A 25767-nucleotide genomic window follows, 5' to 3' on the forward strand; every position below is an offset into this window, starting at 1 on the left:
CCTCAAACAAGGAAAAAGAAAAAGGAGAGGAAGCGAACCCCCTTTCCTCCCCCGCCCCTGCTCATCCGGCCCTACCTGTCGGGCCCGACTCATCCGGTCCTTCCTGCGGCAGGTACCGCCGGATCGCATGGCTCGCCTGCGCGAGGGCGACCAGTTTCAGGATGAGCCGGTGATGCATGTGCATGCCGATGGCTGCCGTCAGGATCATGCCCTCCAGGTCGTCCTGCGCCGCGGTGAACGACAGCTGGGCACCGGCGATGCCATCCGCCGCGCGCCCGTACGCTGCCAGCACGTCGACGTCGGGGCCGAGACCCACGGCATCCATGGCGGCGACCTGCTCGTCGACGGCGAGACGGGCGTCGCTCTGTTCGTGCGGCCAGCCCATCGCGCGCACGAGGGCGTCGACCTTCGGTGATCGCTCGCCCCGCCGGCCGCCGAGGCCCAGGACCACCGACTGCACTGTTGAGAGCAGCGCCAGGCGCTGCGTGTCCGAGGCGCCCGCCCCGGCTGCGGCGCCCAGGATCCGCCGGATGTCCTCGAGCCCCAACCCGACCGTGGAGCGCAGCCCCTGGATCAGCTGCAGCCGGCGGACGTGCCTCTCCCCGTAGTCGGCCCGCGTGGGGTTGATGGCCTCTCCTGCCTCGAGGAGCCCCGACCGGAGGTAGAACTTGATGGTGGCGGGCATCAGCAGCTTCGGGATCGTGTCCGACGGGCACTTCAGCTGGCTGCACGGACTCTCCGCCTTCACCGCGGTAACGGTCAGCCTGGGCATCGCCGCGGCGGTGAGGGGCAACATCCTGGGGCACCTGCTGAACATGGTGGGCAGCTACTTCGACCTGCTCGTCGCGTTCGTCTTCGCGGCCACTGTCCCGTCCCGGGCGATCCCCCGCCTGCTGGTCGGCGATCCGTCGACCGCGTGGCTGGTCGCCGCGTTCGTGGCCGGCAGCGTGGCGGCCCTGTACCTCGCCGTGAGGCCGCGACGGCGTCGCCCCGCGCTCCGTGTCGGGCGCGTCCGTGTCCCGTCCTAGAACAGGCCGACGGCGTTCCCCTCGCCGTCCACGTCCATCCGCAGCGCGGCCGGCTCCCTCGGCAGCCCGGGCATGGTCATGACGGACCCCGTCAGGGCGACGATGAAGCCGGCTCCCGTCTTGGGGATGAGATCCCGGACATGCACGGTGAAGCCCTTCGGTGCTCCGAGGAGGCTCACGTCGTCGGAAAACGAGTACTGGGTCTTCGCCATACACACCGGCAGACCGGACCAGCCGTTGGCCTCGATCTCCTTGAGGCGCCGTAGCGCCGGGACCGAGAAATCGACGCCGTCGCCCCCGTAGATCTCCTGCACGATCGTGCGGATCTTGTCCTCGACGGAGAGTTCGAGGGGGTACAGGTGCGAGAAGCTCACGGGACGTCGGAGCGCATCGAGGACCTTGGCCGCGAGCTCGTCGCCGCCGGGCCCGCCGCCGCCCTGCCCCCACACGTCCGCGACGGCGGCCTCGATGCCCTCGCCCGCACACCATGCCAGCAGCCAGTCGAGCTCCTCCTGGGCGTCGGTGGCGAACCTGTTGACCGCCACGACGGGCGGGATGCCGAACTTCTCGATGTTGCGGACGTGCCGGAGGAGATTCGCGCTGCCCGCCTGGAGGGCATCCACGTCCGGCTCCCCGAGGTCCTCCTTCGCGACCCCGCCGTGCATCTTGAGCGCGCGGATCGTCGCGACGAGCACGACGGCGTCGGGGGCCAGGTCGGCCGCACGCGCCTTGATGTCCAGGAACTTCTCGGCGCCGAGATCGGCGCCGAAGCCGGCCTCCGTCACGACAATGTCCGCCAGGCGCCGGGCCGTCCGCGTGGCGATGACGGAATTGCAGCCGTGGGCTATGTTCGCGAACGGACCGCCGTGGACGAATGCGGGCGTTCCCGCGATGGTCTGGACGAGGTTCGGCTTGATGGCGTCCTTCAGCAGCAGCGCCAGCGCGCCCTCCACCTGCAGCTCGCGGACGGTCAGCGGCGTACGGTCGTAGGTGTAGCCGAAGGTGATGTTGCCGAGTCTCTCCTTCAGGTCCTCGAGGTCCCGGGCCAGGCAGAAGACGGCCATGATCTCCGAGGCCACCGTGATGTCGAAGCCGTCCTGACGCGGCGTGCCCTGGGCGGGCCCGCCGAGGCCGATGACCACCTCCCGGAGCGCCCTGTCGTTGACGTCCAGGACGCGCTTGAAGGTGATGCGCCGGGGATCGATGCCGAGTTCGTTGCCCTGGTGGATGTGGTTGTCGATCAGCGCGGCGAGCGCGTTGTTCGCCGAGGTGATCGCGTGGAAGTCGCCGGTGAAGTGCAGGTTGATCTCGTCCATCGGCAGCACCTGGGAGTACCCGCCTCCCGTGGCTCCGCCCTTCATGCCGAGCACCGGACCGAGGGACGGCTCCCGCAGGGCGATCATCACGCGCTGCCCGGCGCGGGCGAGGGAGTCCGCGAGGCCCACGGTACAGGTGGATTTGCCCTCGCCGGCAGGCGTGGGGCTCATGGCACTGACCAGGACCACCCTGCCGGGTGTACGACCGTCGTCCGGCAGCAGGCGCGGATCGATCTTGGCCTTGTAGCGGCCGTGGAATTCGAGCGCCTCCCGCGGGATCCCGGCGGCATCCGCGATGTCCTCGATGGGCCGGATCGAGGCAGCCCGGGCGATCTCAAGATCGGTCATGGGGAAAACCTATCAGCGGTTGCGGATCAGGCCCGGGGCAACCCGGCACGTTCCAGGACGTAGACGATGAGTGGTTCGTACAGCCCGGGCCATACGTTGTCGTCGAGCGGGACGGCGACCTCCACCTGGCCCTGGGCTTCCGAGACGAAGAGCCCGGGGTCGTTGCAGTCGGCGAATCCGATGGTCGGCAGCCCCGCACTGGCGGCGTGTCCCGCCCACCCGTGATCGGCCACCACGAGGTCCGGCGGCTCGAGCCCCTCCGTGGCGAGCGTATCGAGGCTCAGCCGCATGGGTTCCGGGAAGTGCGTGTGCATGAGTCCGCCGTGCTGATGCCAGACGAGGACGCCGAAGACCTGGCGGATGTCCCCGGCTCCGAAGCGTCGCCCCTCCGGTACGCGGACCACCGTGGCACCGGCCGCCGCGGCGGAACGGGCGAAGGCCGCGTGGACGGGCAGCAGTCCTGCGGGGTGGCCGGTGGCGAAGAGGATCCGTTCGCCGCGGTGCGCGGAGGAACCGAGGCGGTCCGCGAACCGGTCGAGCGCCGCGACGCATCTGGCGGCATCGATGGTGTCCTGGCCTTCGGTGTGGGCTGGATCCCCGCTCGTGCCGACGCGCTCGTGCATGAGGTCGAAGACCTCGTCGAACGACCAGGGCCGCGTGCGGGTGACGCCGAACTCGAGGTGCTCGTTCCCCTCGAGGAAGAGGCGCATGTGCTTCAGGTTGTCCTGCCGCGGAGTGGCCACCTTGCCGGTGATACGAACGGAATCGAGGTATTCGGCGAGTTCGGTGGGGTTCACCCGTCCATCCTAGGCGCCGCGGGAGGCGTGCTTCAGCGCGCGGTGGCCGCGGGGAAACGCTCGACGGCGGTGCGGTAGCTCTGTGCCGTCAGCAACGCCGTGCGCTGCCAGCCGAAGGCGAGGGCGTGCATGGCGGCTCCGCGTCCGAGCGTCGCGCGCAGCTCCGCGTCGTCGTGCAGGCGTTCCAGGGCGGCCGCCCACGCGGTCGCGGAGTGCCCGTCGACGAGGAGGCCGCTCCGGCCGTCGCTGACGGCCTGGGGCAGGCCGCCGACATTGGCGGCGACCACCGGGGTGCCGCACGCCTGGGCCTCGAGCGCCACGAGTCCGAAGGACTCGCTGAAGGACGGCATCACCACGGCATCCGCGGACCGGAACCACTGGGCGAGGTGGGCTGCCGTCACGGGCGGGTAGAGGCGGATGTCATCGGTGAGGCCGGCGCCGTCGATGAGGGGCTGGAGCTTGAGGGCTTCGGAGCCGCTGCCCGAGCCGAGGATGCTCACCGCCAGGGGGATGTCCGGCCGCCGACGGCGGAGTTCGGCGGCTGCCGCCACCAGGACCTGGGGTCCCTTGAGTTTCTGGATCCGCCCTGCGAAGACCACGTGGAACTGATCCGGCGGGAAGGCGAGGGCCGTGCGCGCAGCGTCCCGGTCGCCAGGGTGGAAGGTCGACAGGTCGACGCCGGGGGCGACGACGTCGACCCGGTCGCGGGTCGCGCCGTACAGGGAGACCAGTTCGGCGGCCTCGGTCCTCGTGTTGGCGATGAGCCGGGCGGCGCCGGTGACGATGTCCTGTTCCCCGGCGATCCGCTCGGCCGGCTCCGGTGAGCTGATCGCCTTCATGTGCAGGTTCTTGACCTTGGCCATGGTGTGCATGCTGTGCACGAGCGGCAGGTTCATCTCCCTGCTGAGCGTGAGTCCCACGGTTCCGGAGACCCAGTAGTGGGAGTGCAGGACGTCGAAGTGGCCGTCGGCGAGCAGCCCGGCGACATCCGTGATCGCATCGGCGAACGTGGTCTTCAGCCCTGGCAGTGCCTCCTTGGGGATGCGGTGGCGTGGACCGGCATCGAGGTGGTGCACCACCACGCCGTCTCCGAGGATCTCGCGGCGCGGCCGCCCCTCACCGGCTTCCCGCGTGAAGATCTCGACCTCGATGCCTACCCTGGCGAGTTCGAGCGCCGTGCTGCGGACATAGACGTTCATGCCGCCCGCGTCGCCCGCGCCGGGTTGCTCGAGCGGGGAGGTGTGCAGGGACAGCATGGCCACGCGCCGGACGCCGGACACACCCTCTCCTTTCCGACCGGCTGTGGGGAAGGACCGGTCGAGTGACCCTCACGACCCTATAACGCCCTGTCAGCGCGCCCCATTCCGCTCGCGCCGCCCTCCGGCACACTGCGGATACGGGATGGAGGAGGCGGAAGCCCACGCCGGACAGTGCGGGCTTCCGCCTCCGCTCGGGAGAGACACTCCGAAGGTCCTGTCTCCTCGGGACGGCAGGGTTCGGACGGCAGGGTTCGGACGGCAGGGTTCGGACGGCCGAGCACTGGCAGCACGCCGGGATCGCTGTGGTGACCGCCGGCAGGGCATCGCTTCCGACCGGCTGTCCACCGCCGGTCACTTGATGTACATGGTGTGCTGGGGCAGCGTGAGGCGGTGGGAGGAGTCCCAGGCTCCGCCCGACCGGTCCGGCCAGATCCGTCCCCAGAGCGAGGTCCTGTTCCGCCATCTCCTCAGCATGCGTCGCACCTCCTTCCTCCGCTGGAAGCCGGGCACGGGATCGGCAGTCGTACCCGGCAGCTCCGGACCGGCCAGCGGCGTCAGTGATCCGCTCAGAATGAATTCGCCCCGGCCGGGACGAATTGTTGCTCCGGGTCCGGGTATTGCGTTCGTATCGGGTGAATGGGCAGGGGGTAGCGGTGAATTGGGCATGACGGACCTTCGATAGGTGAAAGGGGCAGGGAATTGCCGATAAAGGGCGCTGCCGGGAAAGGAGACACGAGGAAGCCGCGCACGGGTGCGGGGATGATGCTGGACCAGCCGGCTACTGCAGGTGCGCCGACTTCCTAGTGCGTACGGCGAACGAAGGCGGGATTGGCGCTGCGGGCAAAGGCTCCGCTGAGCATGGTGTTCACAATCTCCACCTCCATTTCATCCAGTGCATTGACGGTCGCGTGGCCCGGGCGTCCCTCGTCGATCGAGTCGGGAAGGCCCAATGACACGTGAGTAAAGTTACCCCATGAAATGCACTGCGGCATAGACCTTTTCGTGAATTGATCGGACAATTCACGAAAAGGTGGGAGAAGGGGGCGTTCCGATGGCGTCCGCGGGTCGCTGGGGGCTAGAGATTCCAGTGCACGATCGCGGGTGTGCGCTTGTCCCAGCCGAGCGCACAGACCGCGGCGGTCCCCAGGACGAAGTGCCGTCCCTCGATACCGCCGAACTGCAGCCATCGGGCCGCGACGATCCGCAGGAAGTGACCGTGTGCCACGAGCAGCGCGTTCTCGACGGGCTTCGCCGCGGGCTCCCTGTCCGCCGGGGTCCCGCAGCCTGCCTGGACCCTGGCGATGACGCTGTCGGCCCGCTCGGACACCTGGTCGAGCGTCTCCCCGTTGGGGACGCCGTCGTTCCAGATCAGGTAGCCGGGGTTCTCCTCGCGGACCACCGCACTGTTCCGCCCCTCGTTGTCGCCGTAGTCCCACTCGTGGGCGAAGGGCAGGACTTCCGCGTCCGGGAAGCCGGCCAGCTCCGCCGTCCGGACGGCCCGTTGCAGGGGTGACGTCACCACGAGATCGAAGTCGATGCCCTGTAGGTGTTCGCGCGCGGCGAGCGCCTGTTCCTCGCCGTGCGGCGTCAGCGGGAGGTCGGTCAGGCCCGTGTACCGGCCGTCCCTGGACCACTCCGTCTCGCCGTGCCGCAGCAGCCACAACCTGGGGAGGGGGGTTCCCGCCGGAGTCAGGTCCGGTGCTGCCGCGCCTGTCATGGGCTTCATGCTTCGCTCTCCTGGGATTCGGGCTGCTCGCTCCACCACTGGCGGAGCTTGGCTTCGGCTGCTGCCGGGTCGTGGGGTCCGTGCTCCATGCGCTCCTCGAGGAGGAACCGGTAGGCGCGGCCCACGACGGGCCCCGGGCGGATACCCAGGAGTGTCATGATCTGTTCGCCGTCGAGGTCCGGCCTGATCGACGCCAGTTCCTCCTGCTCGGCGAGCGCGGCGATCCTGGTCTCGAGATCGTCGTAGGCGAACGCGAGCCGCTCGGCCTTGCGACGGTTCCGCGTGGTGACGTCGGAGCGGGTCAGGCGGTGCAACCGCTCGAGGAGGGGGCCGGCATCGCTCACGTACCGCCGTACAGCGGAGTCGCTCCAGCCCGCTTCCCCGTAGCCGTAGAAGCGCATGTGCAGCTCCACCAGGCGGGCGACGGCCTTGATCGTGTCATTGTCGAACCTCAGTGCTCTGAGCCTCTTGGAGGCGAGCTTCGCGCCGACGGCGTCGTGATGACGGAAACTCACCGCCCCTCCGGGTTCGAACTTCCGCGTCGCGGGCTTCCCGATGTCGTGGAGGAGCGCGGCGAAGCGCAGCACGACGTCCGGTGCCGGCACGGGCCCGTCGTCGCCCGTCTCGAGGGCGCAGGCCTGCCGCAGCACCGTCAGCGAGTGCTGGTAGACGTCCTTGTGGCGGTGGTGTTCGTCCGTCTCGAGGCGGAGCGCGGAGACCTCCGGCAGCACGTGGTCGGCAAGCCCCGAGTCCACCATCAGGTCGATCCCGGCGTCCGGCGTCTTGCCCTGCATGAGCTTGACCAGTTCATCGCGCACGCGCTCGGCGGAGATGATCGAGATCCGTTCGGCCATGGACCCCATCGCCTCGGACACCTCGGGGGCCACGCTGACGCCCAGCTGGGAGACGAAGCGCGCGGCGCGCATCATGCGCAGGGGATCGTCCGAGAACGACGACGACGGCGTGCCGGGAGTGCGCAGCAGGCCCGCGTGCAGGTCCCGGACGCCGCCGAACGGATCGACGAGCTCGAGGGACGGCAGCCTCAGGGCCATGGCATTGATCGTGAAGTCGCGGCGCAGCAGGTCGTCCTCGAGGCTCGTCCCGAAGGCCACCGACGGGTTCCGGGACGAGGGGTCGTAGGCCTCCGCGCGGTACGTGGTGATCTCGATCTGGTAGCCGCCCCTGCGCAGTCCGATCGTGCCGAAGCCGCGGCCGATCTCCCAGTAGGCGTCGGCCCACCGCTTGATCACGGCGAGGGTCTGGTCGGGGTCGGCGCTCGTGGTGAAGTCGAGGTCGGGCGACGCCCTCCCGAGGAACAGGTCCCGCACCGGGCCGCCGACCAGTGAGAGTTCATGGCCCGCGGCCTCGAAGAGTTCGCCGACCTCGAGGACCACGGGAGGGAGGGGTGCGGTGAGGGTCGAGGTGTCCAGCAGGTGCGCCATAGTCCCTTAAGGGTGCCAGATCAGCCCCCGTTTCCCACACCTCGCACCGACCCGTACCGATGCTGTACGGGCGGGCGCGCAACGCGTCGCGCCGTCATCGAGGCTCCTTAAAGATCGTTAGAGTGGTCTGCATGGACCGACCCGTTCCAAGTGCTCCCAAGCGCACCCCGCTGACTGTGTCAATGGGAACCACGGGTATGCCTGCCGTGCAGCACCAGCTGCCGACGGTGGAGGAGGTGTCCGCCGGCGGGATCGTCGTCGACACCACGAAGGAATCGCTCGACGTCGCCATCATCGCCCGGCTGAACCGCGGAGGCCGGCTCGAGTGGTGCCTCCCGAAGGGCCACCCGGAGGGCCTGGAGAACAGTGAAGAGGCCGCCGTGCGGGAGATCGCGGAGGAGACCGGCATCGAGGGCAGGATCGTCTCCGCCCTCGGGAGCATCGACTACTGGTTCACGGTCAGCGGGCACCGCGTGCACAAGACGGTCCACCACTTCCTGCTGATCGCCACGGGCGGCTACCTGACCATCGAGAACGACCCCGACCACGAGGCCGTCGACGTCGCGTGGGTCCCCCTGCAGGAGCTCGGCCGTCGCCTCTCCTTCCCGAACGAGCGGCGCATCGCCGACCTCGCCCGCGAGGTACTCCCCGAGCACCTCTGAGCGTCCGCTCTCCGCTGCGGCGCGCGCCGTCGTCCTCCCATCGGTGAGACGATGGGGAACGATGTCTGAAACGAACACAGCCTCGATCCCCCTGCAGGACGCCGGGCAGCCCGCCCGCGACGACCCCTCGGCCCCCCGGAGCGGCTCCATGGCCCGCTCGAGCGCGATCATGGCTGCCGGGACCCTCGTCTCGCGGATCCTCGGCCTCGTCCGCGTTGCGCTTCTCGCCACGGCGATCGGCGCGTCCGGCCAGGTGTCGGACCTCTTCACCTCGGCCAACAACCTGCCGAACTTCATCTACCTGATGCTCGCCGGCGGCGTGTTCAATGCCGTCCTGGTGCCGCAGATCATCCGTGCCAGCAGGCAGCCGGATCGGGGCGCGGACTACGTCAGCCGGCTGCTCACCCTCGCCGCGGCAGCGCTGCTCGTGCTCACGGTGCTCGTCACGCTCGCGGCACCGGTCATCGTCGGTCTGACGACGAGCGTCACGGGCGCCAATCTCGCCCTCACCACGGCCTTCGCCTACTGGTGCCTGCCGCAGATCTTCTTCTACGGCATGTACGCGGTGACCGGGCAGATCCTCAACGCCAACGGGTCCTTCGGTCCCTACATGTGGGCGCCCGTCGTCAACAATGTGGTCTCCATCGCCTTCCTCGCGGTCTTCATCGTGCTGATGGGGAGCGAGCAGTCGGAACGGCACAGCCCCGACACGTGGACCTCGACGCAGACGCTGCTGCTCGCCGGTGGGACGACGCTCGGCATCGTCATCCAGGCCCTCGTGCTCTTCCTGCCCCTGAAACGCCTTCGGCTCGGCCTGCGCCCGAAGTTCGGCATCCGCGGAACGGGTCTCGGCCGGACGGGCAGGCTCGCGTCGGTCACCATCATCACGATGCTCGTGGGGAACGGGCTCTACCTCGTGAACCAGCGCGTCGCGACCATCGCCTCCGAAGCACGCCCGCGGCTCCTCGCACAGGATCCACCCGTGCAGATCGCGGGCCTGACGAACCTCGAGTTCGGCGCGATGGTGTACCAGCTGCCGCACTCCGTCATCGCGCTGTCCCTGGCGACGGTCATGTTCAACCAGCTGTCCTCGGCGCATGCCGACAACAACCTGGCCGCCGTCCGCGCCACCCTGTCCCAGGGGCTGCGCATCATCGGCGTCGCGACCGTCTTCGGTGCCGCAGCACTGCTCGCGTTCGCAGGACCCCTCGGGATGCTGTTCAGCGAGTCGGCGGAGAGCGCCGCCACCAACGGCGTCATCATCGCGCTCCTCGCCGTGGGGGCCCCGTTCCTCAGCGCCAACTTCTTCCTCAACCGGGTGTTCTACGCGAGCGAGGACGTTCGGACGCCGCTCAAGATCCAGCTGATCCTGTCCGTCGTCGGCGTCGTGCTCGCCCTGGGGGCGGGCATGTTCGATCCCCGCCTCATCGTGCCCATGCTCGCCGTCGCCTACTCGCTCGGCAACGCGATCGCCGTCGTGGTCAGTCATGTCTTCCTGACCCGGGCGATCGGACCGTACGGCGCCGGACACGTCTTCGATGTGCACGTGCGCCTCGTGATCGCCGGGATCGCCGCCGCGCTGGCGGGCACGGCCGTGTCCTGGGCGTTCGGCGGGTACGACGCCGGCGGATTCGTCTGGCAGTCGAAACTGAACGCCGTCGTCGTGCTCGCGATGGGTGGGATCGTCCTGTCCGTGGTCTATCTGGCCATGCTCAGGCTGCTCCGGATCACCGAACTCAGCCAGATCCTGGGGCCGCTGCTGGCGCGGTTCCGCCGGAGCGGCGCCTGACGCGGCAGCCCGGGAATGGCCTGGCAGACCGGTAGCATGGTGAGAAATCAGCCAGGGTCTTGCCGGGAGGAACACGTGCCAGAAGCAGTCGACGTCGGTTCAGTGCTGGGCGGCCGCTACAAGGTGACGGCCTACGTGCTGGCATCCGCCGAGAAGGACCTCGTGCTCGACGGCGTCGACCAGGTGCTCAACCGACCGGTCAGCATCCTCGTCGCGTCGGCCGGCAACGCGTCCCAGGTCGCCACGAGTGCCCGTGAGCTGGCGTCCGGCGACAGGAACGACAACATCCAGGTGCTCGACCTCGGCATCACCGAGTCCGGCACCTACCTGGTGACGAACCGCGCCTCGGCGCCCGACATGCTGGACCTGATCGTGCAGCAGGACGCTCCCGCGCAGGAAGCACCCTACGTCGAGCCGTTCTTCACCGACACGCTCGGTTCGGAGATCTTCGGCGGGCCGCGGTCCAGCGAGCCGGAGACCGACGACGACGACGACCACTACGAGGACTACGACGACGTCCGGCAGCAACGGAAGTCGCGCCTCTCGGGGCTGACCCGGCGCTTCGGGCGGCAGGGCGCCGATGATGCGTTGTACGACGACGCATCGGACCAGCCTTCCGACGCCGCCGAACCTGCTCCTGAGCGGCAGGCCACCTCCCACCTCGTCCCTCCGCCGCCCACCCAGCGTCCTACGGGTGCGTCGGCAGCGACCTCCGGGGTCCGGGACGAGCCGCGCGATGATCGCGACGACACCGGCCCGCAGCGGGCGGGGGCTGCAGCCGGTGCCGCGGCCGGTGCCATAGGGGTCGGTGCAGCGGGGGCGGCCGCCGCTGCGGCGTCCCCGCAGTCCGGGCGGGCCGCGTCGCGCTTCCCGTTGTCCGCCTTCGACGACGACGACATCGACGGCCCCGAGGGGACCGACGGCGACGGAACCGATGACGACGACGACGGGGGCGGACGCAGGTTCACCCGCGTCCTCGTCGGGGTGGTCCTCGCGGTCGTCCTGGTGGTCGCTGTCGTCCTCGCGGTCACCCAGCTCGGATCGATCTCCGGCGGGACCGACGTCGCGGACGATCCGACCGACCAGGCGACGAGCGTCCCCGCCTCCGACGATCCCGTGGAGACGCCCACTGCCACCGCCGAACCCACGCAGGAGGCCGTCGCGCCCGTCATCACCGGCATCACCCGTGTGGTCCCGGACAACCAGGCACTCGATGCGGCGAACGACGCCACCCTGCCGTTGATCATCGACGATAATCCTGCGACCTTCTGGGGCAATCAGGTGTACGCGAGTGACACCTTCGGTGGCCTCGCCACGAGCCTCGCGCTGGTGGTGCAGCTCGAGCAGGAATCGACCATCTCCGAGGTGTCCATCGCACAGCTCAACGGAGCGGGTGGCAGTTTCTCCGTGCTCGTGAACGACCGGCCGACGCTGGATGGTGCCGAGCAGATCGCCCAGGGCAGCTTCACCGCGCCGACCGTGACCCTTCCGATCCCGGACGGTGCGGACGGACCACGGACGGCGAGCTACGCGATCATCAACTTCACCCGGCTGCCGAGGCTCTCCAACATCCAGGCGCAGTACCCCTTCGGACTGCGGATCGCGGAGATCAGCGTCCGCTGACTCGGGCCGGACCCGAATGCCCGGAGGGCGCTGTCGGCGGTGCCACACCGTGCTCCCGCGGTGGAATAATCGTCCGGAGGGTTCCGTTGAGGGAAGTGTCCGCAGATGAGGCCGGTCCGGCCGGATCAGCGCACGAGAAGACAGAAAGGTCTTTCGAGAACGTGACAATGCAAACCGATGTCCAGCTGGACACGCCCACCGCAGACAGCTCAGGCAGTGAGCCGAAGATCCACGACGTCATCATCGTCGGATCGGGTCCTTCGGGCTACACCGCAGCGGTCTACACCGCACGCGCCAACCTGAAGCCGGTCATGATCGCGAGTTCGGTCAAGGCCGGTGGTGAGCTGATGAACACCACCGACGTCGAGAACTTCCCGGGCTTCCCGGAGGGCGTCATGGGGCCGGAGCTGATGGAACAGTTCGAGAAGCAGGCACGCCGGTTCGGCACCGAGATCCTCTTCGAGGACGTCGTGTCCGCAGACCTCTCAGGTGACATCAAGAAGCTGACCATCGCGACGGGTGAGGAATTCCTCGCGCGTGCCGTCATCATCTCGACCGGTTCCGAATACCGCGAGATCGGGCTGGACGACGAGAAGCGCCTGTCCGGGCACGGCGTCAGCTGGTGTGCGACCTGCGACGGGTTCTTCTTCCGCGACCAGGACATCGCGGTCGTCGGCGGCGGCGACTCCGCCATGGAGGAGGCTCTCTTCCTCACGAAGTTCGCCCGGTCCGTCACCGTGATCCACCGCCGTGACACGTTGCGCGCGTCCAAGATCATGCAGGACCGCGCTTTCGCGCACGAGAAGATCGATTTTCTCTGGAACTCCGAGGTCGTCGGCATCCACGGTGCCGACAAGGTGACCGGCGTCAAGGTGGCCAGCACGCTCGACGGCACCACGAGCGATCTTGCTGTGACCGGCATCTTCGTCGCGATCGGTAACGATCCACGGGTGGACCTCGTGAAGGATCAGCTCGAACTGACCAGCGAGGGCACCATCGCCGTGCAGGGCCGGACGTCGAAGACCTCGCTCCCGGGCGTCTTCGCTGCGGGTGACGTCATCGACCCCACCTACCGCCAGGCCATCACGGCATCCGGCAGCGGCTGTGTTGCTGCCCTCGACGTCGAGCACTACCTGGCGGATACCGTCAGCATGGCGCAGACTGCCGCCCGGGTACCCACCCCGCCGGCAGAAGCAGTCTCCGAATCAGCTTCACTCTGATCGATCAATCACTAGGAGTATCGCAATGAGCAACGCAAAGGATGTGACCGACGCGTCATTCGACGCCGACGTCCTGCAGGCCAGCAAGCCGGTCATCGTCGATTTCTGGGCTGAATGGTGCGGCCCCTGCCGCATGCTCTCGCCCATCCTCGACGACATCGCTGCCGAGCATGCCGAGAAGGTCGACGTGGTGAAGGTGAACGTGGACGACAACCCGGCCATCGCCGCAAAGTACGGCATCACATCGATTCCCGCCGTGTACGTGTTCCAAGGCGGGGAGGTGGCCGCGACGTCGATCGGCGCGAAGCCGAAGCAGGTACTTGAGCAGGAATTCGCAGCCTTCATCAACTGATCGCGTTTTAGAAGAGGGCCCGTCGCATCTGCGCCGGGCCTTTTTCATTGGTACCTACCGTGTAGTCCACGTCCGACAAGGGAGGTACGGGGAACAGGTCCTCGATCAGAGGCTTGGATGTCTCGCAGGACCTGACTGTCCTTCCTCGGCCTCGATACTGAGCCGTCCGCCTCTCTCCGTCCGAGAACGCGTTTCACGTGAAACAGGGACAGGGCGAGCTGCAGCGGGTTCTCCTCGCAACAGAACACCGACACACCCACGCTGCGACCTGGCAGTCGGCCGGCGGCAGCTAGCTGGTACTTGTCCTCCGCCGACGTTTCGCATGCCACCATGCCCAGGCTCAGGATGATCCCTCGTACAGCATCCCGCTCCGAGCGGTCTCCACAGCGCGCCGCGTGGTCGAGGCCAGTGGGGAGGCAATGAGCCCCCGTCCGACAGTGCCGGAAGCGGCAGGAGAATGGGGGGCGGACGGAAACGGCTGCGAGCGGTTCGATCACCACCGCTGGTCCACATGTAGTGCGTCTGCTCCATCTCTTCCCACTGCTGCTGAACAACCGGAGCGTGAAGGTGCTTGGCGCGCTCATGGCCGATTCAGAAGCCATAGGTGCCCTATCGACAACTGCAATCGAACGCGACGGGAGAGATCGCAGGCCTATTCACGCATTCATCATCAGCCGCGGTTGTGACGCGAGGCCGAGATCCGGCATTGCTGCCTCCGGTCAGGGCGGCGGGATACCTGTTTGTTTCCCTCATTTCAGACCCTTTTCAGGACGCCCCGCACGAGCGCCCAGCACCACGCCACAGATGCCGTCGCCGGATGGAGATCGGCGGGCCGGCGACCATCGCTGAAGATGACCCCGCGTCCGAGCATCCACTGCCGTAAGCCGCCGAGGGCTGCTGCAGCTACTGGTCGACTCGCCAGAGTATTCGGAGACCGGGGTAGCCCTGGGCATCGGAGCTGGCAATGGTGTGCATTGAAGTGACACCCGCAGCAAAGGATGTCCTGTCGCGCCTGCGATGCCACCGCCAACCGGAAGAACCGGAACCCTCTGTTCTGCTGCTGGTCTCTGGGGGACATGCCGGTCAACGGCTTCTTCCGATCGTGGACCGTGCAGTGTCGCGAGCATCGTGCTGCCTACACAGGTGAGAGACACCTATGAGGGCGAGCAGGCAGCAGAAGCATCGCGATGTTCCACGTGAAACGAGGACAGGAAAGTGAGCCTCCCTCCTTCAATCGAGGTGCTGCAGTGTCCGCCGCAGCCGCGATCCGCGGCGAGGAACATTTGTTTGAGTGTAGAGACGACGAATTCCCAGTGTCCTCCACCGATATGAACTCACCGACCACAGAACCTGGGTACGACTGCGAGGTGAGGTCTGCTCGCACGGCGCATTTGTCCCGTCGAGCCGCTGATCGCGTCAATGCCGCAGACCTGCCGACCTCGGAGGATGCACTGGTGATCCCGGATCATCACAAAGCCATCGTGCTAGCAGAACGATGGATGGATGCGCGACGTTGCTAGGTCGTTTCAGTTGCCGTGCGCAGCGGGCACTCATCTGCTGAGAACAACTGGACCGCAACCAAACGGGGGTGCCAGCGGGAGCCGGTGTCTCACGTTTCACGTGAAACCAGATCGTCCCAAGCAGCCGCGCCCGCTCGTAACGCTTGCAAGCAGGGGATGCTCAGTCTCCCTTCAGGAGGCGCTGCGGCACTGGCGGAAGGCCGTTCGGGGTCAGCGCGCGCTCCACTCCGCGCTACTACCCTCGCGGAGCATCTTCGCCTCTGTGCGGCCCTGCGGTAGCGACGATGATGTGACACCACCTGAGCTCTCCCTGAGGTGGAGATCCGCACCCTCCCTCGCGCTGCCTTTTGCTGACCCGGCTTCCACACCCGACTAATGCACCCACCCGGTCGCTTCGCCGTTCACCGTCGCGGCACTCGTGACGCCACCTCGGATCCGCGTGCATGTGCTGATACAGCAGCCCACTAAGGACCCAGGGGCCCGGGCGCGTGATCTTCCGGGACATGTCACGCCGCTCCATGGAGGAGGGCCTTGGGTCGTCGTCGACCTCGGCGAATCGATCATGGCGTACATGAATGAGCTCTCCGCCGTCCCTGACCAGGGATACAGGACGCCTTGGACGGAAAAGTGCTGAGCGAGGGGTGCCCGGATCCATGCAGTCGATCGATATGCGCAATGTTCCACGTGAAACCCCTCATCGCAATCCACCCACGGAGCGAGCCGACCACCGTGTTCTGGCTCGCACTTGCAGGGCAGGTGAAGCCGGGCCGCCACCAGCGACGGCACGCAGGGTCCTTGCGTTCGCCTACGCACCGTTGAGCGTCTCGTAGTACGACTGCGCTTGCCTGGTAACGCCGCTCGAGCCCTTGCCGGTACACGCACACCGCTCGGGAGACCGGGCAGCCGACTCCATATCCTGCCCGGTACATCCACTGTGACCGATGTTTCACGTGAAACACGCTGGGCCGACACGCGTGCGATCTCCTTGTGAGCGTCCTCGAATCCTCACACTCGCGTACTGAGGAGCAGGCGCGAGCATGGGTTTTCTCCCCACCCGCCATCCTCACAGCGGACCGAACGCGGATCGGCCGTAACCGCTCTACCGAACGGCTACTTGGAACTGGAGCCAACTGACACGCGCTGTCGCGGGCTAGAACGTTCCCCGAAAGACAGACGACCCCTGTTTCACGTGAAACAGGGGTCGTCATGTCGAACGTCTTGTGATCCTACTCGGCCGGAGGCGAGAGCACACCGATAATCCGATTGAGATCGTCGACGCTCGCGAACTCGATGCTGACCCGCCCCTTCTTCGCTCCGAGCGTGATCTTCACATTCGTGTCCAGCCGATCGGACAGGGACGTCGCAAGGTAATCGAGACGCTCATGCCTGGCTCCGTCCCGGGGAGTGGAGGGTTTGGTCGCCCTGCGGAGGCCCCCACTGAGCGCGACGATCTCCTCGGTGGACCGGACCGAAAGGCCTTCCGCCACGATGCGCTGGGCGAGCTTCTCCATGTCGGCTGGATCTCCCAGGCCGAGGAGTGCCCGAGCATGCCCGGCCGACAGCACCCCCGCAGCTACTCGCCGCTGTACAAGCGGTGGCAGCTTCATCAGGCGCAGGGTGTTGGAGATCTGCGGTCGCGACCGACCCAAGCGCCCGGCCAGTTCATCGTGGGAACAACCGAAGTCATCCAGCAACTGCTGGTATGCAGCAGCTTCCTCCAGCGGGTTCAGCGCACTACGATGCAGATTCTCGAGCAGCGCATCCCTGAGCAGATCGTCATCCAACGTGGATCGAATGATCGCCGGAATGCTCTCCATGCCGGCTTCACGGGATGCGCGCCAACGACGCTCTCCCATGACCAGCTCGTACGAGGTGGTGCCGCCTTCCTGCGAAGGACGAACGACGACCGGCTGAAGGACCCCGATCTCGCGGATCGAGTGCACGAGTTCGGCCAGCTCGTCCTCATTGAACTCTACGCGGGGCTGCTTCCTGTTCGGATGGATGCTGTCGAGCGGGAGCTCGGCGAAGGTGGCACCGGGTACAGCAATCAGGGACGCGTCCGAATCGCCCTGGTCAGGTCGCACCATCGTCACGGTGGAAGAACTGGAACCGGTTTCACGTGGAACGGAACCTGGTGAGGCAGCTGATCTCGTCGGGGAGGCCGGCTCGAGATCTGGGGTCTCCATGTTCTGTGCGGCTCCCGCCGCGCCGTCAGCGGTTGAAGCGTCAGTCCGTGCTGACACGGTAGTGGGCTCTCCCGGTGGGCGCGCATCCTCCGCGCGAACATCAGTACCAGCACCGTTGTCTGCCGCGCCCGCAGAGCGCCTTGGTGACCGACCGGGCGCCTGTTCCTGTCCATCCGCGCTGACCGGACTCGGGACGTGTGCAGTGTCCTCATCAGACACCGCAGCCTGCGTCGACGCGGACGGCGACGGCTTCGCCGTGCCAGCGCCCCTTCCGGCCGCGCTCTTGCGCCCCGACGGTGACTTCGCAACGCGCTTCGATTGAGCCTCGAGCATGTTCTTGTTGATGCTACTTCGGAGGGCGGAAGAGTAGGACCGTGGCTGCTCCGCCACGTCCTCCTCGGTCACGCGCTCGAAGAAAAGATCCACGGGTCTGCCCGTTGCTTTGCGCGACCCTTCCGAGGCTGCAGTGTGCACTTCCCGCTCGACCGGAGCATCATGCTCAGGCTGTGCCGGCTCGGTGTCATCCTCGACCGGACCGCTGGGTATGAGCGCCCCGAGCCCTCGGCCCAGGCCACGCCGCTTTTCCGCCATGTCGTTCCTTCCGGACGATGGAGCCCTGCTTCACCGTCACATCGTCGTGGTCCAGTCGGACCGGTACTGCGAACTGCTAGGACCGAGAGGCTATCTCGGCCGCTGCTTCCTGGTAGGAGAGTGCACCACTTGATGAAGGGTCATACGTCATGACCGTCTGCTGATAGCTCGGTGCCTCGGAGATCCGTACCGAACGGGGTACCACGGCCTTGAGGACCTGCTGGGGGAAGTGTTCGCGCACCTCGGCCGCAACCTGCGCAGCGAGGTTCGTGCGTCCGTCGTACATCGTGAGCAGGATCGTCGAGACGGAGAGATCGGCGTTGAGATGCTTCTGGATCATCTCGATGTTCTTGAGCAGCTGGCTCAGACCCTCGAGCGCGTAGTACTCGCACTGGATCGGGATCAGCACCTCCTTCGCTGCGACGAAGGCGTTGACCGTGAGGAGACCGAGACTCGGAGGGCAATCGATGAAGACGAAGTCGAGGCGAGGCTCGCCCCTGCGTTCGCGCTCCTTCGCGTAGACATCGATCGCACGCCGGAGGCGCTGCTCCCGAGCCACGAGGGACACGAGTTCGATCTCGGCACCGGCAAGGTGGATCGTGGCAGGCGCACAGATCAGGTTCGGCACATCCGGGCAGGGCGCGACGACATCGGCGAGCGGGACATCGTCGATCAGGACGTCGTAAATGGAGTCCACATCAGCGTGATGGTCGATATTGAGGGCGGTCGAAGCATTGCCCTGCGGATCGATGTCGATCACGAGGACCTGCAGACCAGCGGTAGCAAGCGCCGCCGCGATATTGACTGTCGTCGTCGTCTTGCCCACACCGCCCTTCTGGTTGCTGATGGTCATGATGCGCGTGCTCTGCGGCTTGGGGAGCGTCTTGCCCAGCAGCTTCTCGCGACGCTTCGCCTCGCTGGCCAGCTCACGACCCAGGGGCGAGGAATCGTCCATCGACTCCAGGACGCTCTTACCCTTACCGGGCTTCTTCGTTTGCGTCGCATCGGACAACACGGCCGTGGTTTCACGTGGAACAACACCGGTGTTCGCGGGGACCGCAAACACTTCGGGTTGTATTTCACGTAGCCCACCAGCGAGTGCGAACCCGGACGGCAGGAGGGTTTCGGACTTCTTCGCGGGGGCGTCCTTGATGGTCACTCAGTAACTCACTTCCACATGCCAGACGTCGTTATCTACAAGGGTAGCCGGAAGCACGCGGCCCGACGCGACATCAGCACCGGGGCAGGCCTTCAGGGGATGCGGACGGGAATACGGACCACGGTCGTGGGCTCTGCGAGTACTTCGGCCCCTGCCACGAGTACCTCGGCCGGACCCCCGCCGAGCTTCCGGATGATCTTCCGGGCCTTCTCGATCTCCTCGCCGGCACTTCGGCCCTTGATCGCGAGGACTTCCCCTCCCGGCCTGGCCAGGGGGATGGTCCAGCCCGCGAGGGTGCTGAGGGCCGAGACCGCTCGTGCCGTCACATAGTCCCCCGACACCCGGCCCACCACCTGTTCCGCGCGAGCCCGATGGACGGTGACGTTCGGCAGGGAGAGATCCCCGACGACCTCGTTCAACCAGGTCACCCGGCGTTCCAGCGGCTCGACCAGGTGGAGCTCGAGGTCGGGCCGGGCGATGGCGATCGCGAGGCCTGGAAGACCGGCACCGCTACCGACGTCGACCACGGTGGCACCGGTATCCATCAGATCCGCGACCACCGCACAGTTGAGCACGTGCCGCCCCCAGAGTCGGGGAACCTCCCTGGGACCCAGCAGGCCACGTTCGATGCCCGAGGTGGAGAGGTGCCTGACGAACCCGCGGGCGAGACCGAGTTGCGCACCGAACACGATCGTCGCAGCCGCGAGTTCGTCGACGGACGGATCCGGGGCCCCGGCGACCGGAGTGGGGGAAGGATCAGTCATCACTGGGCGAAACGACGATGTGCCGGGCCTGACCCTCACCCTCGGATTCACTCACGAGACCGAGGTCGGCCACGACGTCGTGGACGATCTTCCGCTCGTAGGCCGACATGGGAGGCAGAGCGACGTCGTCGCCCGTCTCCTTGACCTTGTCCACCGCGTCCTGAGCGATGCGGGCCAGTTCGCCGCCGCGCTGGTTCCGGTAGCCGTCGACGTCCAGAACGAGCCGTGACCGCGAGTCCGTCGCCGTGAGGACACTCAGTCGGGTGAGTTCCTGCAGTGCCTCGAGCACTTCACCGTCACGACCGACGAGGCTGCTCAGCCCGGCGTCGGACTTGTCCTCCGACACGATCGAGATGTAGGTGCGGCCGTTCCGCACCTCGATGTCGATGTCGCCGTCGATGTCCGCGATATCGAGGAGTTCCTCGAGGTAGTCGGCCGCGACGTCGCCCTCTTCGTCCAGCCTGGACGCCTTCGTCCCGCCCGCTGCCTCGACGTCGTCGGCGGATGCCTCGACGTCATCACCCGACTCCGGGCCGCTCAGCTCGGGTGTCTGCTCTTCGTTGTCTACCGTCATCGCTTCTTCCTCTTCTTGCGCTGGGGCTGGACACGCTGCACCCGGGCCTCTGGCACCGCTTCGACTACTTCCTCGGTCTTCCGCTCACCGAGGAGGGGAACCATGGGCAGACCCTTCTTCGCCCGGCGGTCGGCAAGTGCCTTCGCCGCCGGCGATCCGGGGGTCGGCATCCTGCGGATGACGTAGAACTGCTGCGCCATGGTCCACACGTTCGTCGTGGTCCAGTAGACGAGGACGCCGAGCGGGAAGTTGATGCCGCCGACTCCGAACACCAGCGGGAGGATGTACAGCATGATCTTCTGCTGACGCATGAACGGGCTCTGCATGGCCTCTTCGGACATGTTCTTCGCCATGATCTGCTTCTGCGTGATGAACTGCGATGCCGTCATCGCGATGATCATGAGGAGCGACAGGATGATGACGCTGATGTTCCCGTCGGCGCCGAAACTGCCGAGGAACGTCGAGGAGAGGGGAGCACCGAAAATCGTCGCGTTGTCGAACTGGCGGACCGATTCGGGTGACAGGGCACCGATGGTCGTACCCTCGGCGCTTGCCCGGGAGATGCCGTTGAGCACCGTGAAGAGTGCGAAGAAGAAGGGCATCTGGATGAGGATCGGCAGGCACGCCGCGAACGGATTGGTCCCGTGCTTCTTGTACAGGGCCATCTGCTCCTGCGTCATCGCCTGACGCGAGAGCTGATCCGTCTTGCCCTTGTACTTCTGCTGCAGCTTCCGCAGGTCCGGCTGCAGGGCCTGCATGCCGCGCTGGGCCTTGATCTGCTTGACGAAGACGGGGATGAGCGCGGCGCGGATGACGACGACGAGGCCGACGATCGACAGGACCCAGGTCCAGCCGGAAGCAGGGTCCATCCCGAGGAACGTGAAGCCCTCGTGGAACATGAACATGATCCACGACACGAGCCACCTGAACGGCGCCAGGATCGTCTCAAAAAAACCCATAATCAGTTAGCTCCTCAAGCCGCGGAACGGCTTTCGTCATCGGCCGGGATCACCGGATGGTTCAACACAACAATCGAGGGGACCTTCCCTGGCGGGAAGGTCCTGGAACCTGCAGGGACGTGGTCGACCCCGCCGTCGTTCCAGGGGTGGCAATGCATCAGCCGTCGACCGGCGAGCCATGTACCGCGCATGAACCCGTGCACGGTCACGGCCTCCAGCGCATAGGCGGAGCAACTGGGATAGAACCGGCACACGGGGCCGTACAGCGGAGACACGACCTTCCGGTACGCGATCAGGAACCCGATCGCTGCCAGGCGCGGCATCCCGACGAGGAAGGCCAGCACGCGGACAGCGACCCTGATCACGATACTCTGCCTTCCTTCTCCGGTACCTCGGTGCGGTCGAGCCTGCGGACGACGGCTGCGAGGCAGCTCGTGAAGTCCTTCTGCAGGGTCGGCCAGTCACTCCCGGCTGCCGGCGGCAGCGCCCTGACGACGACGTCGTACCCGGCAGGGTGCGCTTCGACCCACTCCGCCGAAGCATGGCGCAGCCTCCGTTTAACGAGATTGCGTGTGACGGCGTTCCCTACGTTCTTGCCGACGATGAAACCGACCCTGGAAGGAGCGGAGCTCGACGTCCTCGACCCGTATAGCACGACGTTCCGGCGCCCAGACCGGGCACCGGAACGTACGGTACGTGCAAAATCCGCGGCCGTCCGCACCCTGTGGATCATCGGTAGCACTGGGGGTCCCTGTTTCCTGGGGAAGCGAGGAACACCGTGCCGGCGCGATCACCCGAAGGCTGCATGGCGTAGGAGGAACCGCTTATGCCGAGAGTTCGGTACGGCCCTTGCCGCGGCGCGCCGACAGGATGGCACGACCAGCACGGGTGCGCATGCGAAGACGGAAACCGTGCTTCTTGGCACGACGGCGGTTATTCGGCTGAAAAGTCCGCTTGCTCACTGTAGTTACTCCAGAACGATCTTGAGATGCGTCCGGCCCATTGCAACAAGGGGGAAGAACAGACTGACGCGATGAAGGTGTACATCCGACATTCGCGGAGGAGCTGTCACATCCCGAGGCCTCTTAGTACCCGGAAACATCTGTGATGGCATGCGAAATGCAGACATGTTGGACTACATAACGTTAGGGGACGCAGCTCACGGGCGTCAAACCAGCCGTCGCCGCCCTGTGGGCTACTTTTCCACGGACCTGTGGACAACCGCTGCTCGAGCCACACTACACGCATCCCGACGGCGCCCTGTGAGGGCCTTCACAGCCCCCGTCAGGACGCTCCAGTCCGCTATCTTCTGCACTTTTCATCCTCTAGTCTTGGCTCTGGTCCGTTTATCCACGACATGTGCACAACTCTGTGGAGAACGGACCTTTTCGAGCGGTTGTGCAGCCAAGAGGGGTTTTCGTGGGTACAGATGAGGTAAACGACGTCGGGAGTTCCTGGCGTAAAGTCATCCGGACCCTCGAGCAGGACGATCGCGTCACCCCTCGCCAGCGCGGCTTCATGGTGCTCGCCCAGGCCCAGGGGCTCATCGGCACCACCATGCTCATCGCCGTTCCGAACGAACTGACCCGTGAGGTCCTGCAGACCCAGCTCAAGGCCGCCCTCGACGAGGCGCTCCGCGACGTCTTCCGGGAAGACATCCAGTGCGCTTTCGTCATCGATCCCGAGCTGACCCCGGTCGCGGAGGAAGCGCCCGAGCAGGAACCCGAGGAAGTCTCGCCGGAACCCAAGGGTGAGGCCAAGCCCTCGCCGACCCCGCCCAGCAACTCCCACGAGTTCGGCAGGCTCAACCCCAAGTACATCTTCGACACGTTCGTCATCGGTTCCTCGAACCGGTTCGCCCACGCCGCTGCGGTCGCGGTGGCCGAGGCACCCGCGAAGGCGTACAACCCCCTCTTCATCTACGGGGACTCGGGGCTCGGCAAGACCCACCTGCTGCACGCCATCGGCCACTACGCCCGGCACCTCTACACGGGTATCCGGGTGCGCTACGTGAATTCCGAGGAGTTCACCAACGACTTCATCAACTCGATCCGCGACGACGAGGGCTCTAGCTTCAAACAGACGTACCGCAACGTGGACATCCTGCTGATCGACGACATCCAGTTCCTCTCCGGCAAGGACCGGACCATGGAGGAGTTCTTCCACACCTTCAATGCCCTGCACAACCACAACAAGCAGGTGGTCATCACCTCCGACATGCCACCCAAGCAGCTGATCGGGTTCGAGGAGCGCATGCGGTCCCGGTTCGAGTGGGGCCTCCTGACGGATATCCAGCCGCCCGAACTGGAGACCCGCATCGCGATCCTCCGCAAGAAGGCGATCAGCGACAGCCTGAGCGCGCCGGACGACGTCCTCGAGTACATCGCGTCGAAGATCGCGACCAACATCCGGGAACTGGAGGGGGCTCTGATCAGGGTCACTGCCTTCGCCAGCCTCAATCGCCAGACGGTCGACGTGAACCTGGCGGAGATCGTCCTGAAGGATTTGATCTCCGACGACGGAGCGCAGGAGATCACGTCGACCGTGATCATGGCGCAGACGGCGGACTACTTCCAGATCAGCATGGAGGAGCTGTGCAGCAAGTCCCGCACGAGGACCCTCGTCACCGCCCGCCAGATCGCCATGTACCTCTGCCGTGAGCTGACGGACATGTCGCTGCCGAAGATCGGACAGGAGCTCGGCGGGCGCGACCACACGACGGTCATCCACGCCGACCGCAAGATCCGCGAACTCATGGCCGAACGCCGTGCGATCTTCAACCAGGTCACCGAACTGACCAACCGGATCAAGCACAAGCAACGCGAGGCCTGACGCCGCCAAGGGAACGCCGTGGCGCACCCCGGTAATTAACAGGTGTGGACATACCTGTGGATAACCGGGGGAACATCGGCACCGAGCCTGAGGAAAAACCCCCTACCGCCTGTGGATCCGCGAAATGACAAGGATTCTGCCCACAAGCCCCTGCTGCGGCCCTTCCCCTGAACGCACACCTTGTCCACAGGGCAGATCCGCGCCGATGCCCGGTCCAGCGGACTTATCCACAGAATCCACAGCAGTTATTAACACTACGAACCTTAAACTTCAAAAGTTCGTCAAATAACATTCCACGTTCCGCACGCCCCGTCCCAGCCCTCCTGGGCCCTGCTGAGCACCGCCGCTCTGCGGCTAAGCTGTTCCCCAGTAGGGTTGTAGTTCCCCGTGCCCGGACACCTCCGGAACCGGAACCCACCCACCATCCGCCGGCGATTGACCGGTGGCTGTTTTTTGATCTGGCGAAAGGCGGCACTGCTCCGTGAAATTCAGAGTCGAGCGGGATGTACTTGCGGAGGCTGTGTCCTGGACCGCCCGTTCCCTGTCGCCACGCCCTCCGGTCCCCGTCCTCGCCGGACTCCTGATCAAGGCCGAAGGTGGCTCACTGAGCCTCGCCAGCTTCGACTACGAGATCTCGGCACGGCTCGAGATCGCCGCCGACGTCCTCGAGGAAGGCACGATCCTCGTGTCCGGCCGGCTGCTCGCCGACATCTGCCGCAGCCTGCCCTCGGCGCCCGTCGAGGTGGCCACCGATGGGTCGAAGGTGACCCTCACATGCCGCAACAGCCGGTTCAACCTCGCCACCATGCCGGAGGGCGAGTACCCGGAACTCCCCAAACTGCCGGACGTGAGCGGAGTGGTCGACGGTGAGGCCTTCGCCCAGGCCGTCTCCCAGGTGATCATCGCCGCGAGCCGCGACGACACACTGCCGATCCTCACAGGTGTCCGCATGGAGATCGAGGACGACCTCATCACCCTCCTCGCGACGGACCGATACCGGCTCGCCCTCCGGGAAGTGTCCTGGAAGCCGACGACTCCCGGGATCTCCACCAGTGCACTCGTGAAGGCGAAGACCCTCAACGAGGTCGCCAAGACCCTCGGCGGAGCCGGTGACCTGAACATCGCCTTCTCCGAAGACTCCGAGCTGATCGGTTTCGAGTCCGGCGGACGCCGGACGACATCCCTGCTCGTGGACGGCGACTACCCGAAGATCCGTTCGCTGTTCCCCGAGAACACGCCGATCCACGCCACCGTGCAGACCAGCACCCTGGTGGAAGCCGTCCGTCGCGTCTCGCTCGTGGCAGAGCGCAACACCCCCGTCCGCCTCGCTTTCACCGAGGGCCAGGTGACCCTCGACGCCGGTACCGGCGAGGACGCACAGGCCTCGGAGGCCATCGAGGCCACCCTCGACGGCGACGACATCACCGTCGCGTTCAACCCGCACTACCTGAGCGAGGGCCTCGGCGCGTTCAGCAGCCCGTACGTCCGGTTCTCCTTTACCTCACCACCCAAGCCTGCGGTGATCTCCGCGCAGGATGACGCCTCCGGTGAGGACAGGGAAGACTACAGGTACCTGCTGATGCCCGTGCGGTTGCCCAACCAGTAACCGCTCCGCAGGGA

Annotated in this window: 24 protein-coding genes; 8 read left to right on the forward strand and 16 right to left on the reverse strand. The window is 66.3% G+C overall.

Annotated elements, in window-relative coordinates:
* Positions 1-61 precede the first annotated feature (61 nt).
* Positions 62-685: a MerR family transcriptional regulator gene (locus ACX80L_RS17045; protein ID WP_459291229.1), complete on the reverse strand. Its 624-nt coding sequence runs from the start codon at positions 683-685 to the stop codon at positions 62-64.
* Between ACX80L_RS17045 and ACX80L_RS17050 the strand changes: the two genes are divergently transcribed.
* Positions 675-1028, forward strand: a complete 354-nt coding sequence (locus tag ACX80L_RS17050) for a DUF2306 domain-containing protein (protein WP_459291231.1) — start codon at positions 675-677, stop codon at positions 1026-1028. The genes ACX80L_RS17045 and ACX80L_RS17050 overlap by 11 nt on opposite strands.
* Here the strand turns inward: ACX80L_RS17050 and ACX80L_RS17055 are convergent.
* The 7 genes from ACX80L_RS17055 to ACX80L_RS17085 all read right to left on the reverse strand — a co-directional run bounded on the left by ACX80L_RS17055 (position 1025) and on the right by ACX80L_RS17085 (position 7916).
* Positions 1025-2692 (reverse strand): formate--tetrahydrofolate ligase, encoded by a 1668-nt coding sequence (locus ACX80L_RS17055; protein WP_459291233.1) that lies wholly within the window; start codon positions 2690-2692, stop codon positions 1025-1027. The two genes, ACX80L_RS17050 and ACX80L_RS17055, sit on opposite strands and share 4 nt — an antisense overlap.
* A 26-nt stretch (positions 2693-2718) precedes the next feature.
* Positions 2719-3489: a phosphatase gene (locus ACX80L_RS17060; RefSeq protein ID WP_459291235.1), complete on the reverse strand. Its 771-nt coding sequence runs from the start codon at positions 3487-3489 to the stop codon at positions 2719-2721.
* 32 nt (positions 3490-3521) lie between these two features.
* The gene (gene mshA / locus ACX80L_RS17065) at positions 3522-4769 is read right to left on the reverse strand and encodes a D-inositol-3-phosphate glycosyltransferase (protein WP_133080000.1); all 1248 of its coding nucleotides are present in this window, start codon (positions 4767-4769) and stop codon (positions 3522-3524) included.
* A gap of 330 nt (positions 4770-5099) precedes the next feature.
* Positions 5100-5222 (reverse strand): hypothetical protein, encoded by a 123-nt coding sequence (locus ACX80L_RS17070; RefSeq protein ID WP_279628568.1) that lies wholly within the window; start codon positions 5220-5222, stop codon positions 5100-5102.
* Positions 5223-5548: 326 nt separating this feature from the next.
* Entirely contained in the window at positions 5549-5704 is a 156-nt protein-coding gene (locus tag ACX80L_RS17075; protein ID WP_459291237.1) for a hypothetical protein, read from the reverse strand.
* 119 nt (positions 5705-5823) lie between these two features.
* Entirely contained in the window at positions 5824-6474 is a 651-nt protein-coding gene (locus ACX80L_RS17080) for a histidine phosphatase family protein (RefSeq protein ID WP_244185830.1), read from the reverse strand.
* Complete coding sequence (locus ACX80L_RS17085) at positions 6471-7916, reverse strand: CCA tRNA nucleotidyltransferase (protein ID WP_459291239.1); 1446 nt, start codon at positions 7914-7916, stop codon at positions 6471-6473. Before ACX80L_RS17085 ends, ACX80L_RS17080 begins: the two co-directional genes overlap by 4 nt.
* A 182-nt stretch (positions 7917-8098) precedes the next feature.
* Between ACX80L_RS17085 and ACX80L_RS17090 the strand changes: the two genes are divergently transcribed.
* From ACX80L_RS17090 to trxA, 5 genes are all read left to right on the forward strand, one after another.
* Positions 8099-8578 (forward strand): NUDIX hydrolase, encoded by a 480-nt coding sequence (locus ACX80L_RS17090; RefSeq protein WP_244186091.1) that lies wholly within the window; start codon positions 8099-8101, stop codon positions 8576-8578.
* A 61-nt stretch (positions 8579-8639) separates the two neighbouring features.
* Positions 8640-10367 (forward strand): murein biosynthesis integral membrane protein MurJ, encoded by a 1728-nt coding sequence (gene murJ / locus ACX80L_RS17095; RefSeq protein ID WP_459291240.1) that lies wholly within the window; start codon positions 8640-8642, stop codon positions 10365-10367.
* Positions 10368-10442: 75 nt separating this feature from the next.
* Positions 10443-11990: an ABC transporter substrate-binding protein gene (locus tag ACX80L_RS17100; protein WP_459291242.1), complete on the forward strand. Its 1548-nt coding sequence runs from the start codon at positions 10443-10445 to the stop codon at positions 11988-11990.
* 167 nt (positions 11991-12157) lie between these two features.
* A complete protein-coding gene (gene trxB / locus ACX80L_RS17105; RefSeq protein ID WP_459291244.1) occupies positions 12158-13210 on the forward strand; it encodes a thioredoxin-disulfide reductase in 1053 nt (350 codons plus the stop codon).
* Positions 13211-13235: 25 nt separating this feature from the next.
* Entirely contained in the window at positions 13236-13562 is a 327-nt protein-coding gene (gene trxA / locus ACX80L_RS17110; protein WP_133080005.1) for a thioredoxin, read from the forward strand.
* A 2746-nt stretch (positions 13563-16308) separates the two neighbouring features.
* Here trxA and ACX80L_RS17115 read toward each other — a convergent pair.
* The 8 genes from ACX80L_RS17115 to rpmH form a co-directional block, all read right to left on the reverse strand.
* Positions 16309-17601 carry a ParB/RepB/Spo0J family partition protein gene (locus ACX80L_RS17115; RefSeq protein ID WP_459291279.1) on the reverse strand — a complete coding sequence of 431 codons (1293 nt, stop codon included), beginning with the start codon at positions 17599-17601 and terminating at the stop codon, positions 16309-16311.
* A 334-nt stretch (positions 17602-17935) separates the two neighbouring features.
* Positions 17936-18814, reverse strand: a complete 879-nt coding sequence (locus ACX80L_RS17120; protein WP_133080452.1) for an AAA family ATPase — start codon at positions 18812-18814, stop codon at positions 17936-17938.
* A 296-nt stretch (positions 18815-19110) separates the two neighbouring features.
* Positions 19111-19782, reverse strand: coding sequence for a 16S rRNA (guanine(527)-N(7))-methyltransferase RsmG (gene rsmG, locus ACX80L_RS17125; RefSeq protein WP_459291246.1), 672 nt, complete (start codon positions 19780-19782; stop codon positions 19111-19113).
* A complete protein-coding gene (locus tag ACX80L_RS17130; protein ID WP_208740260.1) occupies positions 19775-20356 on the reverse strand; it encodes a Jag family protein in 582 nt (193 codons plus the stop codon). The genes rsmG and ACX80L_RS17130 overlap by 8 nt, the downstream gene beginning before the upstream one ends.
* Positions 20353-21315 (reverse strand): membrane protein insertase YidC, encoded by a 963-nt coding sequence (gene yidC / locus ACX80L_RS17135; RefSeq protein WP_133080008.1) that lies wholly within the window; start codon positions 21313-21315, stop codon positions 20353-20355. Before yidC ends, ACX80L_RS17130 begins: the two co-directional genes overlap by 4 nt.
* A gap of 14 nt (positions 21316-21329) precedes the next feature.
* Complete coding sequence (gene yidD, locus ACX80L_RS17140) at positions 21330-21638, reverse strand: membrane protein insertion efficiency factor YidD (RefSeq protein WP_459269424.1); 309 nt, start codon at positions 21636-21638, stop codon at positions 21330-21332.
* Between the two features lie 38 nt (positions 21639-21676).
* Complete coding sequence (gene rnpA / locus ACX80L_RS17145; RefSeq protein ID WP_347876217.1) at positions 21677-22048, reverse strand: ribonuclease P protein component; 372 nt, start codon at positions 22046-22048, stop codon at positions 21677-21679.
* Between the two features lie 91 nt (positions 22049-22139).
* A complete protein-coding gene (rpmH, locus tag ACX80L_RS17150; protein WP_022892375.1) occupies positions 22140-22277 on the reverse strand; it encodes a 50S ribosomal protein L34 in 138 nt (45 codons plus the stop codon).
* A 457-nt stretch (positions 22278-22734) separates the two neighbouring features.
* Between rpmH and dnaA the strand changes: the two genes are divergently transcribed.
* Complete coding sequence (gene dnaA / locus ACX80L_RS17155; protein WP_133080010.1) at positions 22735-24147, forward strand: chromosomal replication initiator protein DnaA; 1413 nt, start codon at positions 22735-22737, stop codon at positions 24145-24147.
* A 481-nt stretch (positions 24148-24628) separates the two neighbouring features.
* Entirely contained in the window at positions 24629-25753 is a 1125-nt protein-coding gene (gene dnaN / locus ACX80L_RS17160; protein WP_133080011.1) for a DNA polymerase III subunit beta, read from the forward strand.
* The last annotated feature ends 14 nt before the right edge of the window (positions 25754-25767 follow it).

Source organism: Arthrobacter sp. MDT1-48-3, from assembly GCF_054511015.1.

Coding starts and splice junctions, on each gene's coding strand:
- ACX80L_RS17045 (WP_459291229.1), bottom strand. CDS start 685: ATGCCCGCCACCATCAAGTTCTACCTCCGGTCGGGGCTCCTCGAGGCA.
- ACX80L_RS17055 (WP_459291233.1), bottom strand. CDS start 2,692: ATGACCGATCTTGAGATCGCCCGGGCTGCCTCGATCCGGCCCATCGAG.
- ACX80L_RS17070 (WP_279628568.1), bottom strand. CDS start 5,222: ATGCTGAGGAGATGGCGGAACAGGACCTCGCTCTGGGGACGGATCTGG.
- ACX80L_RS17080 (WP_244185830.1), bottom strand. CDS start 6,474: ATGAAGCCCATGACAGGCGCGGCAGCACCGGACCTGACTCCGGCGGGA.
- ACX80L_RS17085 (WP_459291239.1), bottom strand. CDS start 7,916: ATGGCGCACCTGCTGGACACCTCGACCCTCACCGCACCCCTCCCTCCC.
- ACX80L_RS17090 (WP_244186091.1), top strand. CDS start 8,099: ATGGGAACCACGGGTATGCCTGCCGTGCAGCACCAGCTGCCGACGGTG.
- murJ (WP_459291240.1), top strand. CDS start 8,640: ATGTCTGAAACGAACACAGCCTCGATCCCCCTGCAGGACGCCGGGCAG.
- trxB (WP_459291244.1), top strand. CDS start 12,158: ATGCAAACCGATGTCCAGCTGGACACGCCCACCGCAGACAGCTCAGGC.
- trxA (WP_133080005.1), top strand. CDS start 13,236: ATGAGCAACGCAAAGGATGTGACCGACGCGTCATTCGACGCCGACGTC.
- ACX80L_RS17115 (WP_459291279.1), bottom strand. CDS start 17,601: ATGCTCGAGGCTCAATCGAAGCGCGTTGCGAAGTCACCGTCGGGGCGC.
- ACX80L_RS17120 (WP_133080452.1), bottom strand. CDS start 18,814: ATGGACGATTCCTCGCCCCTGGGTCGTGAGCTGGCCAGCGAGGCGAAG.
- rsmG (WP_459291246.1), bottom strand. CDS start 19,782: ATGACTGATCCTTCCCCCACTCCGGTCGCCGGGGCCCCGGATCCGTCC.
- ACX80L_RS17130 (WP_208740260.1), bottom strand. CDS start 20,356: ATGACGGTAGACAACGAAGAGCAGACACCCGAGCTGAGCGGCCCGGAG.
- yidC (WP_133080008.1), bottom strand. CDS start 21,315: ATGGGTTTTTTTGAGACGATCCTGGCGCCGTTCAGGTGGCTCGTGTCG.
- yidD (WP_459269424.1), bottom strand. CDS start 21,638: ATGCCGCGCCTGGCAGCGATCGGGTTCCTGATCGCGTACCGGAAGGTC.
- rnpA (WP_347876217.1), bottom strand. CDS start 22,048: ATGATCCACAGGGTGCGGACGGCCGCGGATTTTGCACGTACCGTACGT.